The 14,117-nt window shown below is 56.3% G+C and carries 14 protein-coding genes; 4 read left to right on the forward strand and 10 right to left on the reverse strand.

Features of this window, described 5'->3' with window-relative positions:
• Window positions 1-192 precede the first annotated feature (192 nt).
• Window positions 193-1,422, forward strand: coding sequence for a peptidase T (gene pepT, locus HFD97_RS03430; RefSeq protein ID WP_009090830.1), 1,230 nt, complete (start codon window positions 193-195; stop codon window positions 1,420-1,422).
• Window positions 1,423-1,481: 59 nt separating this feature from the next.
• Here the strand turns inward: pepT and HFD97_RS03435 are convergent, their stop codons facing one another.
• The 8 genes from HFD97_RS03435 to rluE form a co-directional block, all read right to left on the reverse strand.
• A complete protein-coding gene (locus HFD97_RS03435) occupies window positions 1,482-2,606 on the reverse strand; it encodes a cupin domain-containing protein (protein ID WP_046101610.1) in 1,125 nt (374 codons plus the stop codon).
• A 57-nt stretch (window positions 2,607-2,663) separates the two neighbouring features.
• Window positions 2,664-4,124 carry a two-component system sensor histidine kinase PhoQ gene (phoQ, locus tag HFD97_RS03440; RefSeq protein ID WP_046101611.1) on the reverse strand — a complete coding sequence of 487 codons (1,461 nt, stop codon included), beginning with the start codon at window positions 4,122-4,124 and terminating at the stop codon, window positions 2,664-2,666.
• 2 nt (window positions 4,125-4,126) lie between these two features.
• On the reverse strand, window positions 4,127-4,795 hold the full coding sequence (phoP, locus tag HFD97_RS03445) for a two-component system response regulator PhoP (RefSeq protein ID WP_009090826.1): 669 nt from the start codon (window positions 4,793-4,795) through the stop codon (window positions 4,127-4,129).
• Window positions 4,796-4,899: 104 nt separating this feature from the next.
• On the reverse strand, window positions 4,900-6,270 hold the full coding sequence (gene purB, locus HFD97_RS03450) for an adenylosuccinate lyase (protein WP_167431000.1): 1,371 nt from the start codon (window positions 6,268-6,270) through the stop codon (window positions 4,900-4,902).
• A 44-nt stretch (window positions 6,271-6,314) separates the two neighbouring features.
• Entirely contained in the window at window positions 6,315-6,956 is a 642-nt protein-coding gene (gene hflD / locus HFD97_RS03455; protein ID WP_009090821.1) for a high frequency lysogenization protein HflD, read from the reverse strand.
• A gap of 43 nt (window positions 6,957-6,999) precedes the next feature.
• Window positions 7,000-8,112, reverse strand: a complete 1,113-nt coding sequence (mnmA, locus tag HFD97_RS03460; protein ID WP_111207917.1) for a tRNA 2-thiouridine(34) synthase MnmA — start codon at window positions 8,110-8,112, stop codon at window positions 7,000-7,002.
• Window positions 8,113-8,154: 42 nt separating this feature from the next.
• Window positions 8,155-8,628: an NUDIX domain-containing protein gene (locus tag HFD97_RS03465; RefSeq protein ID WP_167430999.1), complete on the reverse strand. Its 474-nt coding sequence runs from the start codon at window positions 8,626-8,628 to the stop codon at window positions 8,155-8,157.
• Between the two features lie 44 nt (window positions 8,629-8,672).
• Entirely contained in the window at window positions 8,673-9,335 is a 663-nt protein-coding gene (rluE, locus tag HFD97_RS03470) for a 23S rRNA pseudouridine(2457) synthase RluE (RefSeq protein WP_167430998.1), read from the reverse strand.
• Between the two features lie 104 nt (window positions 9,336-9,439).
• Here rluE and icd point away from each other — a divergent pair, with 104 nt between their 5' ends.
• From icd to HFD97_RS03485, 3 genes are all read left to right on the forward strand, one after another.
• Window positions 9,440-10,690, forward strand: a complete 1,251-nt coding sequence (gene icd, locus HFD97_RS03475) for an NADP-dependent isocitrate dehydrogenase (protein ID WP_009090813.1) — start codon at window positions 9,440-9,442, stop codon at window positions 10,688-10,690.
• Window positions 10,691-10,921: 231 nt separating this feature from the next.
• A complete protein-coding gene (locus tag HFD97_RS03480; RefSeq protein ID WP_167430997.1) occupies window positions 10,922-11,119 on the forward strand; it encodes a hypothetical protein in 198 nt (65 codons plus the stop codon).
• A gap of 275 nt (window positions 11,120-11,394) precedes the next feature.
• Window positions 11,395-12,471 (forward strand): glycosyltransferase family 9 protein, encoded by a 1,077-nt coding sequence (locus tag HFD97_RS03485; RefSeq protein ID WP_167430996.1) that lies wholly within the window; start codon window positions 11,395-11,397, stop codon window positions 12,469-12,471.
• Here the strand turns inward: HFD97_RS03485 and HFD97_RS03490 are convergent.
• On the reverse strand, window positions 12,399-12,737 hold the full coding sequence (locus HFD97_RS03490) for a DUF1493 family protein (protein WP_150029664.1): 339 nt from the start codon (window positions 12,735-12,737) through the stop codon (window positions 12,399-12,401). The genes HFD97_RS03485 and HFD97_RS03490 overlap by 73 nt on opposite strands.
• Window positions 12,737-13,798, reverse strand: a complete 1,062-nt coding sequence (locus HFD97_RS03495; protein ID WP_150029663.1) for a glycosyltransferase family 9 protein — start codon at window positions 13,796-13,798, stop codon at window positions 12,737-12,739. Before HFD97_RS03495 ends, HFD97_RS03490 begins: the two co-directional genes overlap by 1 nt.
• Between the last annotated feature and the right edge of the window lie 319 nt (window positions 13,799-14,117).

Below are 14,117 nucleotides of genomic sequence, written 5' to 3' on the forward strand. Positions count from 1 at the left end.
GGCGATGGCCGCCCCTGTTGTTATCGACGACGTCTGACCCGATGCAACAATCTCGTCATCCGGCGTTTTTTTCGGGCTTATTACTTTGCTGAAGGTCAGCGACAGCGCTAACCTGTCTGCTGATGATTTTACGCAACGTTGTGACTGGCCGATCGGTGAATAATACCGCACAGCACTTTTAAAGGATGGGATATGGAACAGTTACTTGAGCGCTTTTTAAGTTATGTGGCCGTTGAAACTCAGGCTAAGCCGCAGGCGCGCCAGGTGCCCAGCAGCGAAGGGCAGTGGACGCTGGCACGGCAGCTGCAGGAAGAGCTGCTGGCGCTGGGATTTGTCGATGTCACCTTAAGCGATCACTGCTGTGTTATGGGCACGCTGCCCGCCAATGTCGACTGGCCCACCCCGGTCATCGGTTTCATCTCCCACATGGATACGTCGCCTGATTTCACGGCGAAGCATGTGAATCCCCAGATCATTGAAAACTATCGCGGCGGTGACATCGCGCTGGGAAGCGGCAATGAGATCCTGTCGCCGGTCATGTTCCCGGTGCTGCACAAATTAATCGGTCATACGCTGATTACCACCGACGGCAAAACCCTGCTCGGTGCGGATGACAAAGCGGGGATTGCAGAGATCATGACGGCGATGGCGCAGCTGGCGGCGAGTGATACGCCGCACGGGGCGATCCGCGTGGCCTTTACGCCTGACGAAGAGATCGGACGCGGCACCTCTCACTTTGATGTGGAAGGCTTTGCCGCCGACTGGGCTTACACCATTGATGGCAGCGATCTGGGTGAGTTCGAATATGAGAACTTCAATGCCGCCTCGGCCACGGTCCGCATCGTCGGCAACAACGTCCACCCTGGCTCCGCCAAAGGGGTGATGGTGAATGCGCTGGAGCTGGCAAATCAGTTCCACGCGGCGGTACCGGCCCGTGAGAAACCGCAGTTTACCGACGGCTACGAGGGCTTCTATCATCTGCATCAGATCAAGGGCAGTGTCGAGCACGCCGAGATGCTCTACATTATCCGTGACTTTGAAACGGAAAGTTTTGAACAGCGGAAACAGACGCTGCTGCAGATCGCTGCGGAGATTAACAAAACCCTGCATCCTGACTGCTCCGTCACCGTTGAGATCACCAACAGCTATCGCAACATGCGTGAAAAGGTTGAGCCGTTCCCGCATATCATTGACCTGGCCCTGCAGGCGATGCGTGACTGCGGCATTGAACCGGTGGTGAAACCGATTCGTGGCGGCACCGATGGGTCGTCGCTGTCGTGGAAAGGGCTGCCCTGTCCGAACATCTTTACCGGGGGCTACAACTATCACGGCAAGCACGAGTTCGCCTCGCTGAACATCATGGCGAAAACGGTGGAAGTGATTGTGCGTCTGTCAGAACTGGCGGCGCAGAAGAAGGGATAATGAGAGAAGGCTCTCTGACCTGAGGGGCAGAGAGCCTGATTCCGGAAGCGGACTACCGGTTATTCGTCACCAAAATACCAGTACCCGGCATTCACCAGACCGGCGATCTGCGCCAGCACTGCCGGATCATCCAGCGCATCGCCCAGATCATCCAGCGTGATGCGGGAGTGATGCGCCAGCACCGCCATCACCTCAGGGCGTGAACATTCGACCCGCTCACCGTTGACATACACCGCATCGCCAACCGTTAATACACGCAGGCCGCCCAGGCGGCTCAGGGCATCGCCCTGCTGCAGCGCATCATAAATTTCATCAGGCTGATAAGGCGGCTCCGGCGGCGCCACATCAAGCTCATGGCGCGATTGCGAAATAAATTCGCCAAACCAGTGCGCGAAATGCTCCGGCTGGTTAACGACATCCAGCATCAGCTGACGCACACCTTCAATCTCCTGCGGCAGGATCTGCGACGGGCATTCGCGCGCCGGGACATCCGGGTCGCTGAAGCGCAGGCTGCCCAGCTCATTTGCCAGAGCATAATCCGCGAAGCCGCTGATGAGCTCGCGGCCACTGGGGGCACGGAAACCGACAGAGTAGTTCAGGGCGTTTTCCAGCGAATAGCCTTCGTGCGGGAATCCTGGTGGAATGTAGAGGATATCGCCCGGCTCCAGCTCTTCATCAATAATGGCGTCGAACGGCTCAACCTGCAGCAGATCGGGATGCGGGCAGTGCTGCTTCATCGGCACTTTTTCACCGACGCGCCAGCGACGGCGACCGGTTCCCTGAATAATAAAGACATCGTACTGATCAAAATGGGGGCCGACGCCGCCGCCAGGCACAGCAAACGACACCATCAGGTCATCAATACGCCAGTCAGGCAGGAAACGGAAAGGGCGCATCAGCGCAGCAGAGGGTTCGTGCCAGTGATTGACGGCCTGTACCAGCAGCGACCAGTTGTTCTCGCCCAGGTGGTCGTAGCTCTCAAACGGGCCGTGGCTGACCTGCCATTTGCCATCCTGATGGCTGACAAGGCGGCTATCCACCTCGTTTTCCATCGCCAGTCCGGCCAGTTCATCCGGTGAAATCGGATCGACAAAGTCTTTAAAGCCACGCTTCAGCACCACCGGGCGTTTCTGCCAGTAGCGCTGAATAAAATCGGGCCAGTTAAGATCGAGCTGATAGTCCATAAAAGAGTTCCGCTTAGGGCTGTAAATGCCAGCAAGTATAACAGCCCGGCGGCTTTTCTACTCGCGGCGATGTTCGACTTCCTGCCGCTGAAAGATCACTTCCATGCGGGTTCCGCCGAGTGCACTGCCGGAGGCGATGACGTTACCTTCATACTGCTCAAGAATGTCGCGCACCACGGCCAGACCTAATCCCTGGCCAGGACGCAGCGTATCGGCCCGCTGTCCGCGAACAAACACCAGGTCGCGCTTGCTTTCAGGGATGCCCGGGCCATCGTCATCGATATAGAGATGCAGCGCCTTGTCGCTCTGAAACGCGCTCACTTCGATAAATTCCAGGCAATATTTGCAGGCGTTATCGAGCACGTTACCCAGCACTTCCATAAAGTCATTCTGGTCACCCACAAAGGTCAGCTCCGGGGAGATATCCAGGGTAATCGCCACGCCCTTACGCTGATAGACTTTATTCAGGGCCGAACAGAGGCTGTCGAGCAGGCCAGAGACCGAATGCAGATCGCGCTGCAGCGGATTGTGATCGGCCTGCATACTGGCGCGGTGCAGGTAATATCCGACCTGCTGCGAGATACGACTGATCTGCTCCAGCATCACCGGTTCTGCCTCTTCCACCGTCAGCTCTTTGCCGTTGCGCAGCGAGCGCAGCGTACTCTGCAATACGGCCAGCGGCGTTTTCAGGCTGTGGGTCAGGTCAGAGAGGGTGGTGCGATAGCGGGTATAACGCTGCCGCTCATTGGTCAGCAGCAGATTGAGATTGCGCACCAGGCTGCGCAGCTCCTGTGGGGGATTGTCGTCCAGGTTTTCGCGCTGACTGGTCTCCAGTTCGCGCACCTGCTGAGTCAGCGCACCGATTGGCCGCAGACTCCAGTGCGCGGCCAGCCACAGCAACGGAACAATCAGGATCAGGTTGGCGGCCAGCACGTAGCTGAACCACGACCAGACCACGTCCGAGTGCTGAAGCTCCTGCGGGATCGAGTCGACCACCACGATGGTGAGCGCAGGCAGATTGGTGGTGGCATCGTAACGGTTGACAGCCACCGAGTGGGTAAAGGTATCGTTGCTGTCGTTATCCCAGTCGTTGAGGCGCCGCTGCGCATTCAGGTTGTTCCCCATCGCCAGCATGCTGGTGCGGTTACTGGTGTCAATCTCGTAAAAATCGGGCTTCAGCAGCCATTCATGGCGGATCTTTTTGCGGATATCCGGAACGTCGCGCTGCTGCCACAGCAGCTTGCCGCGCTCGTCGTAGATAAACACCAGCGTCGGGAAGTTGAGCGTCATCCGCTCCGGCTGGGCGATGGTGAGCTTGTTGTCATGCCATTGCGCCAGCGTAAAGAAGAGGTTGCTCTCACCACGCATAACGCGATAGGTGTTTTTATCAAAGCTCACCACATAGCCAATGACTGCGACCATGCCGTAAGAGAGGGAGAGAAACAGAACAATCGCTGCGGAGGCCAGCAGAAAGCGGGCGCGCAGCGAAATCGGGCGATAACGATTAAACCAGGACATGGTCAGAGATCAAAGCGGTAACCCTGGCCACGTACGGTGGCGATCACGTCAGTGGGGTGCAGCGCTAAAATCTTTTTGCGCAGGCGGCCCATCAGTACGTCGATGGTGTGGCTTTCACGCAGTTCCGCATCCGGGTAGAGCTGGAGCATCAGCGAATCTTTGCTGACCACCTTGCCTGCGTTACGAATCAGCGTCTCGACGATGGTGTACTCAAAGGCGGTGAGCTTCACCGGCTGTTCATTGACGGTCAGTTCCCGGCGGGAGAGATCGACCTGAAAGGGGGCCATATCGATAATCTGCGAGGCGTGACCACTGTTGCGACGCATCAGCGCCTGCAGCCGGGCGGCCACCTCTTCGATATGAAACGGTTTGGTCACGTAGTCGTCGGCACCGGCTTCCAGCGCTTCGACTTTGGCCTGCCACCCTTCACGGGCTGTCAGCACCAGAATGGGCTGGCGCACGGCGTCGCCGCGCCAGCGACGGATCAGCGACATGCCATCTTCATCCGGCAGGCCGAGGTCCACCAGCGCGATATCGGGCAGATGTTCCCGAAGAAAATAGTCGGCTTCTTTGGCGTCTTCGGCGGCATCGACCTGATGGCCCATGTCACGTAACTGGACGGCGAGATGATGGCGCAGCAGGGCATTGTCTTCAACAACCAGAACACGCATAGAAAGTCCTTACACTCTGTTTGAGTCAACCTGCAGAAAGTATACGCGAAATGTATTAAACAGGATGTTAACGCAGACCGGAGTGAGCCGGTCTGCGGCGGGCATTATTTCAGATCGTCAACCATCCGGACAGCGCGACCGATATAGTTTGCTGGCGTCATCTGCTTCAGACGCACTTTTTCCTCTTCCGGCAGCGCCAGGCTGTCGATAAAGGCCTGCATACCGGCGGCATCCACGCGTTTGCCGCGCGTCAGCTCTTTCAGCTTCTCATAAGGCTTCTCGATACCGTAACGGCGCATCACCGTCTGGATCGGCTCCGCCAGCACTTCCCAGTTGTGATCCAGTTCGTCCAGCAGACGTTCGCGGTTCACTTCCAGTTTAGAGATGCCTTTCAGCGTCGCCTGATAGGCGATCAGCGCATAACCGACGCCGACGCCAAGGTTACGCAGCACGGTAGAGTCGGTCAGGTCACGCTGCCAGCGCGACACCGGCAGTTTGCTGGCCAGATGCTGCATGACTGCATTCGCCAGACCCAGGTTGCCTTCGGAGTTTTCGAAGTCGATCGGGTTGACCTTATGCGGCATCGTTGACGAGCCAATCTCGCCCGCAATGGTTTTCTGTTTGAAATGGTTCAGCGACACGTAGCCCCAGATATCGCGATCAAAGTCGATCAGGATGGTGTTGAAGCGGGCGATGCAGTCGAACATCTCGGCGATGTAGTCGTGCGGCTCGATCTGCGTGGTGTAGGGGTTCCAGGTGATCCCCAGCGAGGTGACAAAATTCTCGCTCAGCGCGTGCCAGTCCACTTCCGGGTAGGCAGCAATGTGGGCGTTGTAGTTGCCCACTGCGCCGTTGATTTTGCCCAGCACTTCAATCTGCTTCAGTTGACGTAACTGACGCTCAAGGCGGTACGCCACGTTTGCCATCTCTTTACCCATGGTTGACGGCGTTGCCGGCTGTCCGTGGGTGCGGGAGAGCAGCGGAATATCACGGTACTCGCTGGCCAGACCCTTCACCGCGCCAATCAGCTGTTCCCAGTAAGGCAGCAGCACGTCACGGCGGGCTGTTTCCAGCATCAGCGCGTGCGACAGGTTGTTGATATCTTCCGAGGTGCAGGCGAAGTGGATAAATTCAGAGACGGCGTGCAGCGCAGGCGTGTCGGCGACTTTTTCTTTCAGGAAGTATTCGACCGCTTTCACATCGTGGTTGGTGGTGCGTTCGATGGTTTTGATGCGCGCGGCATCTTCTTCGGAAAAACCGGCGACAATCGCATCAAGGAAAGCGTTTGCGTCAGCGTCAAATGCAGGAACTTCCTTGATCTCTGCGGTCGCGGCCAGTTTTTGTAACCAGCGAACTTCAACCTCAACGCGGAATTTCAGCAGACCAAATTCGCTGAAAATCGCACGCAGCGGGCTGACTTTGTCGCCGTAACGACCATCGACAGGTGAGACGGCGGTCAGAGAGGATAATTCCATCAGTGCAACTCCTGAATCATTTAGCAGTGTTTGGCCACACCGACTTAGTAGGTCAGTGGCAGCCGGGATAAGAGGGTTTTCGCTTCACGCAGCAAACGCTGACGCGAGAACATCAGTTGCAGTCGGCCACCACCGACCTGCTGCCAGAGCACCGCCGCGCGGATACCGGCCAGCAGGGTGGCGCGCACTTTACTCTGAACCTGGCTGTTCTGCAGCACGGCAGGTGAACCGGTCACCTGAATCCGCGGGCCAAGCGGGCTGATGACATCGACATAGATGCCCGCCATGGCGCTGAGAATGGTATCGGATTCCAGCTCATAATGCGCCAGCTGGCGATCCAGCTGACTGATGCGCTGCGCCAGAGTTGCCATGGCAGACTTACTGGCGCTGAGTTTACGTTCCAGCACCATCATGCTCAGGGTGTAACGGGTCAGTTCGGCACCGGCACCCTGGCGACTGCTGCTGTTCAGCACCGCCATCAGGGTTTCCAGTCCGAGACGCAGGTTGGCTTCATTGTTGCCAAACACGGCCAGCGTGGAGTCAGGATTGAGATCCAGCACGCTGCGCAGCGAAACGGTCAGCGCCTCTGGCTGGCAGTGACCCTGCTGAGCCAGCTGCTGCACCAGATGCGCGGACTGACAGATGCCCGCCAGCGCCAGCGTAATTTCCTGATAATTTTTCGCCACGGTTACTCCTGTTTACGCGTCATCAATAGGGGGCTGCGCCCGCTTACTCTGTCACGAAAGGCAGACGCTGTTCGATAATACCGCCACCGAGGCAGACATCGCCAAGATAAAAGACCGCAGACTGGCCGGGCGTCACCGCAGCAACCGGCTCATCAAAGCGCACTTCAATCCGATCGTCACCGTGAGGAATAATCTCACAGGGGATATCGGTCTGACGATAACGGGTTTTCACGGTGCAGCGAAGCGGGGCGGTGATCGGCTGACGATCGACCCAGTGCAGCTGCTGCGCAATCAGTCCCACCGACATCAGACGCGGATGATCGCCGCCCTGAGCGACAATCAGGCGGTTCCGCGCCACATCTTTGTCGACCACATACCAGGGATCATCTTTGCTCTCTTTCAGGCCACCGATACCCAGGCCTTTGCGCTGTCCCAGGGTGTGGTACATCAGCCCCTGGTGCTCACCGACGATCTGACCGTCAGTGGTTTCAATCTCGCCTGGCTGGGCCGGCAGATAGCGTGCCAGGAAGTCGCGGAATTTACGCTCGCCGATAAAGCAGATGCCGGTCGAATCTTTCTTCTTCGCAGTAATCAGGTCCAGCTCTTCAGCGATGCGGCGCACTTCCGGCTTTTCCAGCTCGCCGACCGGGAACAGGCTCTGCGCAATCTGCTGGTGGCTCAGGGTGTAGAGGAAGTAGCTCTGATCTTTGTTGCCATCCAGGCCGCGCAGCAGCTGGCTCTGGCCAGCGACATCCTGACGGCGCACATAGTGACCGGTAGCGATGAAGTCAGCGCCGAGATCCTCAGCCGCGAACTCCAGGAACGCTTTGAATTTGATCTCTTTGTTACAGAGAATATCGGGGTTAGGGGTGCGGCCCGCTTTATACTCTTCGAGGAAATGCTCGAAGACGTTATCCCAGTATTCCGCGGCAAAGTTAACCTTGTGCAGCTTCATACCCAGCTTGTCGCACACCGCTTGCGCATCCGCCAGATCGTCCGCGGCGGTACAATACTCCTCGCCATCGTCCTCCTCCCAGTTCTTCATGAACAGGCCTTCAACCTGGTAACCCTGCTGCTGCAGTAACCAGGCGGAAACGGAAGAATCGACGCCGCCGGACATACCGACGATCACTTTTTTCTGGCTGTTGTCAGACATGACACGCTCGCATTACGATAAAAAAACAGGCGGCGCATTCTATCATGCAGAAGGCAGACGCGCACCCTCGTGAAACGGCCACCGGAACGGGCTGATCAGATGAAGCGGGTAGCGCGTGCCCTGTTGCCACAGGCGGACGCTCTCCGCCACCAGCGGCGAACGCAGGTTAGAAGCCGTGAGAATCTGCGCTGGCGGCAGCCACCAGCAGCAGTCGATGTCGCTGTCCTGCGGCTCCGGCACCACTTTTTCCGGCAGATCGACCCCAAACAGAAAACGCACAAAAGGCGTGGTGTCGGGGGCTATCCACTGGTTAATCGCAATGAAATAGTCCATCTGCGCCACGATGCCGGTCTCTTCATAGAGTTCACGCGCCGCGGCTTCATGCAGCGTTTCATCCGCTTCCAGATGGCCGGCTGGCTGGTTCAAGGTGGCGCGTCCGTTGATGGTCTCTTCCACCACCAGCAGCTCACCTTCCGCCTGAACCAGACAGGCGACCGTAACATGAGGTTTAAACATCCCTTCTCCGCAATTGTTAACCTGAGGTTATGAAAGTTCGGTTGTCAGACAGGGTCTGTGCTGATCTCCCGCCACGCTCCGGGGGCCAGGTCGTCGAGGCTGTAGTGACCCATGGCATAGCGAATCAGGCGCAGGGTAGGAAAGCCGATGTGGGCGGTCATGCGGCGAACCTGACGATTACGCCCCTCATACAGCGTGACCTTCAGCCACTGCGTCGGAATGTTTTTACGCTCGCGGATCGGCGGCTGGCGTGGCCAGAGCCATTCGGGTTCATCGACTTTTTCCACGCCAGCGGGCAGGGTCGGACCATCTTTCAGATTAACCCCATCCCGCAGCGGCTGCAGATCCGCCTCCTGTGGCGCGCCTTCAACCTGCACGTAGTAGATTTTGCCGGTGCGTTTGCCGGGCTGCGTCAGCGCGGCCTGCAGGGCGCCGTCGTTGGTCAGCACCATCAGGCCTTCACTGTCGCGATCGAGGCGGCCTGCGGCATAGACCCCGGCAACAGTAACAAAATCCTTCAGGGTGCGGCGGCCCGCTTCATCCGTAAACTGCGGCAGAACGTCGAAGGGTTTGTTAAAGAGAATCACGCGGCGCGGGGCCGCAGGGCGGGCAGGCGCACGTCGCGCATCACGCGCCGGACGGCTGAATCGTTTATCCTGGTGAATTCGTTGAGAAGTTTTTCGCATGGGCTTTGCAGTCAGAAACATTCGGCGCATTATAACGTGAAATTGCGGTGATTGGCGTGGCGGAAATATTCAAGTAGTATTGACGCGCATCTTACAAATAATTAACAAACGCCCAGGAGAGGTTAATGGAAAGCAAAGTAGTTGTTCCGGCGGAAGGTCAAAAAATCACCCTGAATCAGGGCAAGCTGACAGTACCAAACAATCCGATCATTCCTTACATCGAGGGTGACGGTATCGGTGTTGATGTTTCCCCGGTCATGCTGAAAGTGGTCGACGCGGCGGTGAAGAAAGCCTATAACGGCGAGCGTAAAATCTCCTGGATGGAGATTTACACCGGTGAGAAGTCAGTCGAACTCTACGGCCAGGACGTCTGGCTGCCTCAGGAAACCCTCGATTTAATCAAAGAATATCGCGTTGCGATCAAAGGTCCATTGACCACCCCGGTCGGCGGCGGTATTCGTTCACTGAACGTGGCCCTGCGTCAGGAGCTTGACCTCTACGTCTGCCTGCGTCCGGTTCGTTACTACAAAGGCACGCCAAGCCCGGTTAAACGTCCTGAAGAGACCGACATGGTGATCTTCCGTGAAAACTCCGAAGATATCTATGCGGGTATCGAGTGGAAAGCGGGCTCTGCCGAAGCGGACAAAGTGATCAAGTTCCTGCGCGAAGAGATGGGCGTGAAGAAAATCCGCTTCCCTGAGCAGTGCGGTATCGGCGTTAAGCCATGCTCCGAAGAGGGAACCAAGCGTCTGGTGCGTGCGGCAGTGGAATACACCATCACCAACGATCGTGATTCACTGACTCTGGTTCACAAAGGCAACATCATGAAGTTCACCGAAGGCTCTTTCAAAGACTGGGGATACCAGTTAGTGAAAGAAGAGTTTGGCGGCGAGCTGATCGACGGCGGCCCGTGGATGAAGTTCAAAAACCCTAACACCGGCAAAGAGATCATCGTTAAAGATGTGATCGCGGATGCGTTCCTGCAGCAGATCCTGCTGCGTCCGGCTGAATATGACGTTATCGCCTGTATGAACCTGAACGGTGACTACATCTCTGACGCCCTGGCGGCTCAGGTCGGTGGTATCGGTATCGCACCTGGCGCCAACATCGGTGACGAGTGCGCGCTGTTTGAAGCCACGCACGGCACTGCGCCGAAGTATGCAGGCCAGGATAAAGTGAACCCAGGTTCCGTGATCCTGTCGGCAGAGATGATGCTGCGCCACCTGGAGTGGTTCGAAGCGGCTGACCTGATTGTTAAAGGTGTTGAAGGCGCTATCGCTAACAAGACCGTGACTTACGATTTCGAACGCCTGATGGATGGCGCTAAACTGCTGAAATGCTCAGAGTTTGGTGACGCGATCATTGAAAATATGTAATGTCTGATGCGGCCGGCACAGGGTCATGCTCTGTGCCGGCTTTTTTGTGCCCGCGTTCCACGCTTTTCTCTTTCTCCGCCTCACCTGACCCTTCAGTGACATCATCGCGTTTTAATATTTCTGTAAATCGGATTGTCTGATGCCACTGCAAAAAAAGGCAGCGTCCCTGCATCGGTCATTCTTCAGCGTCTGAATCCCGTTACTGTAAACACTCATTCATAAGGAGGATTTATGGACGCTAAATATACTAAAGACGCGATTTATATCTGTCGCCTGATGTTCGGTCAGGCTGTGCTGGAATTACTGGCGGATAATAAGGCCGTCACGAACCGCGCCCTGGAGGAGAAAATCAAGCGGATGTTACCCGATGCCCAGCCTGGGCTGATTTATCGGGTCGCCCTTGAGCTGTTAGACGACAGGCTCCATTAATCCCGTCCTGAAAACTGCGTGCCCGGCATACACTGTGCCGGGCCGAATGATCCTGACGCTCTCCCTGCCGGAAACCGGCTAATTGCCCAAACCCGTTAAGCGTATTCGTCCGCTCTGCCCGGCCTCATGTTTTAACAATATGGCAACTGTTGAACCAATCTGACACTTCGCTGACTAATCAGCTGATTGTACCGTTACGTTAGCATTCCACGAGCGTTAACGGGCCGTCTTATTTTTAGCCAGCCAGCACAGACTGTGCGCAGAGGATGTCAGACATGCGGGTTTTAATTATTTGCAGGGATAATATTGGCGACACGTTACTGACCACGCCGCTCATCAGTGCGCTGGCGCAGTCGGGACAGTATCAGGTCGATGTACTGACGAACAACTACGCCGCCCCTGTGCTGGCGCACAACCCCGATATCCGGCAGCTCTTCTTTTACACCAAACTGCATCACCGGGAGTCAGGGCAGGGAAGGGTGACCTGCCTGTTGCAGCGACTGAAGCTGATGCTGACCCTGAAAAAGCAACGCTATGAGGTGGTGATACTGGCGAAAAGCCGCTGGGATCAGCATGGCCTGAAATGGGTAAAGAGCCTGCGTCCGGCAAGAGTCATCGCCCTGGGAGAGCAGTCCCATCCTCTGATTACCGACCTGCTGCCACCGCCCGACCCGTCGCCGTGCCATATCAGCGAAACGCTGTTCAGCCTGGGACGCCCCTTCAATCTCCGTGAAAACAGACCGGGCAGACTGACGCTGCGGCCTGACGCCGCCCTTGCCGCCAGCCTGCGCGACACTTACGCAATTGATAGCGACCTCCCGGTGTATGCGCTGCAAATCAGCGCCCGTAAGCCGAGCCAGCAGTGGGAAGCGACACGTTTTGCCGGACTGGCTGAGAAGATTGCCGCTCACCATCCCTGCCAGATCATGCTGCTGTGGTCACCCGGCAGTCGCGATAATCCGCGTCATCCGGGTGATGATGAAAAAGCCGCAGACATCATGGCGCTCTGTCCGCACCTGTCGATCAGAGCGGTCTCAACAACCAGCCTGCCGCAACTGATCGCGGCGATGTCGTTATGTCAGGGGCTCGTGAGCAGTGATGGCGGGGCGATGCACATCGGTGCGGCGCTGGGATTGCCGGTGGTGGCGCTGTTCGGCGACAGCGACCCGGCGTGCTGGCATCCCTGGCAGGTGAATTATCAGGTGCTGCAACCCGCGTCACGGAATGTTAACGCGCTGAACAGCTGTGAAGTCTATGACGCCGTTGTCCATACCCTGATTCAGTCATCCTCTTCAGGCCAGCATCCCCGGCTGGCCGCCTCAGACAGCATCGCGACGGTGACAGGGCGGTAAGCCGGTTCAGCGCCGGCTCTGAATCCGGGAGTGAAAGCCAAGCGTCGCCGTTGCACTGCCGGAAAATAGCGGGACTCATCATAATGGTCGGCGCTGACGTTAAACGTGAGAAAAAAGTCGCTCATCAGCAGCGCAAATTCCACCTCATTCAGCGGAAGCTGTTGCAGGTGAAAACCCGGCCGGTCCACTCTGCGGAACCAGCCCAGCGGGGTCGGCTGATTATGATATTCAATCAGCGTAATAATGGCGGTAGATAAGCGGTTCATTATCCCACCAGTTGCGCCACGGCCTGCTCAACCTCTTCCGCCTTAATCGACGCCATGGGATGCTGCGTCGCCGTCTTATCCGGACGGTGAATGATAATGTGGCGATCGCTGTCCTGACAGGGGCCGGTATAGCGTGGATTAGCGGTGGAGAAGAGGCTGACGGTCGGGGTCTGCGCCGCCACGGCGATGTGCAGCGGGCCGGTATCGCCGGTGACCAGCAGATCCAGCGAGCGGATCAGGGTAATCAGGCCACTGAGATTTGTTTTGCCCGCCATTGGCGTCACATTTTTCCGGCAGTGCGGCGGCAGGCTGGCGATAAACGCCTGCTCAAGCGATTGCTCAGCCGCTGTACCGGTCACAACGATTTCACTGTCAGGCCAGCGCGCAAGCAGGGCGGTGGCCAGCTGACTGAACGACTCCAGCGGCCAGCGGCGGATATCTTTCGATGCCCCCAGCTGAAACCCGATGCGGCGATGCGACGCGTTTGCCGTGGCACTGCTATTCAGCTCTGGCAGATGCATCCGGGTCTGCTGCGTCTCTGCGCCCAGTGCTTCAATTAATTTCAGCTTACGCTTGATGGTGTGGTCGTCGAAATAACCCGAATAGTGGTCGAGATATTTATTCAGTACCGGCGATTCGCTGCCGTAATGGTCGCGTAAAATAGCCTGACTGCCGGTCAGTACCGAGCTCATAATATCGTAGGGGAAATGCGCGTGTAATATGACGGACAGTTCTGGTTTATGGCGACGCAGTTTGAAAAATAACGGCAGAAAATTTGCCAGTTTGTTATCCCAGATATAAATCTTATCGAACCAGGGATAGCGGCTGACGAGATCCTTATTTTTCAGGCTGGAGACCAGAATAAATTTACTGGCAGGAAAGCGTTTTTTCAGGCTCCAGATAGCGGGCGTATTCATCAGGAAATCGCCCAGCGCGGTGGTGGAATAGATGACCACGGTCTCCGGGTTCAGCTGCTGCAGGGCCTGCGGTTGTCTTCTGCCGGAAAATCGAGAATAAAGCGTTAAAAGGCGGTCTATCAGATAAATCTTTTTTTTCTTCACGTCTCAATTCTCTTTCACGTAGCAATTAAATTAAACAAAAAATCATTATGCGTGATTAGAGAATAGTTTCAGCGAGAAAGTTCATTGCGGAAATGTTTTTTTAAACGCTGTAGAGGAACTGTTTAAATTGTTTCCACAATTTCTGTGTTGTTTATACAGGGTGTATTTACAGGATTGCGTAAAGAGAGTAGGGGTTTATTGAAAAGGACTGGGATGAATCTTAAAAAATTATTTTATTTTGCATGTGATGTTAACTGCAGTAATAACTAATAGCAGGATAACAATGAGTGACATTATTTTATGCGTGCTATCGGTTAAT

It is taken from the genome of Pantoea sp. EKM103V (assembly GCF_011800365.1).
GTDB classification, from domain to species: Bacteria; Pseudomonadota; Gammaproteobacteria; order Enterobacterales; family Enterobacteriaceae; genus Pantoea; species Pantoea anthophila.

Coding starts and splice junctions, on each gene's coding strand:
- HFD97_RS03465 (WP_167430999.1), bottom strand. CDS start 8,628: ATGTTTAAACCTCATGTTACGGTCGCCTGTCTGGTTCAGGCGGAAGGT.
- purB (WP_167431000.1), bottom strand. CDS start 6,270: ATGGAATTATCCTCTCTGACCGCCGTCTCACCTGTCGATGGTCGTTAC.
- pepT (WP_009090830.1), top strand. CDS start 193: ATGGAACAGTTACTTGAGCGCTTTTTAAGTTATGTGGCCGTTGAAACT.
- icd (WP_009090813.1), top strand. CDS start 9,440: ATGGAAAGCAAAGTAGTTGTTCCGGCGGAAGGTCAAAAAATCACCCTG.
- HFD97_RS03485 (WP_167430996.1), top strand. CDS start 11,395: ATGCGGGTTTTAATTATTTGCAGGGATAATATTGGCGACACGTTACTG.
- HFD97_RS03480 (WP_167430997.1), top strand. CDS start 10,922: ATGGACGCTAAATATACTAAAGACGCGATTTATATCTGTCGCCTGATG.
- HFD97_RS03435 (WP_046101610.1), bottom strand. CDS start 2,606: ATGGACTATCAGCTCGATCTTAACTGGCCCGATTTTATTCAGCGCTAC.
- phoQ (WP_046101611.1), bottom strand. CDS start 4,124: ATGTCCTGGTTTAATCGTTATCGCCCGATTTCGCTGCGCGCCCGCTTT.
- rluE (WP_167430998.1), bottom strand. CDS start 9,335: ATGTTTCTGACTGCAAAGCCCATGCGAAAAACTTCTCAACGAATTCAC.
- phoP (WP_009090826.1), bottom strand. CDS start 4,795: ATGCGTGTTCTGGTTGTTGAAGACAATGCCCTGCTGCGCCATCATCTC.
- HFD97_RS03490 (WP_150029664.1), bottom strand. CDS start 12,737: ATGAACCGCTTATCTACCGCCATTATTACGCTGATTGAATATCATAAT.
- mnmA (WP_111207917.1), bottom strand. CDS start 8,112: ATGTCTGACAACAGCCAGAAAAAAGTGATCGTCGGTATGTCCGGCGGC.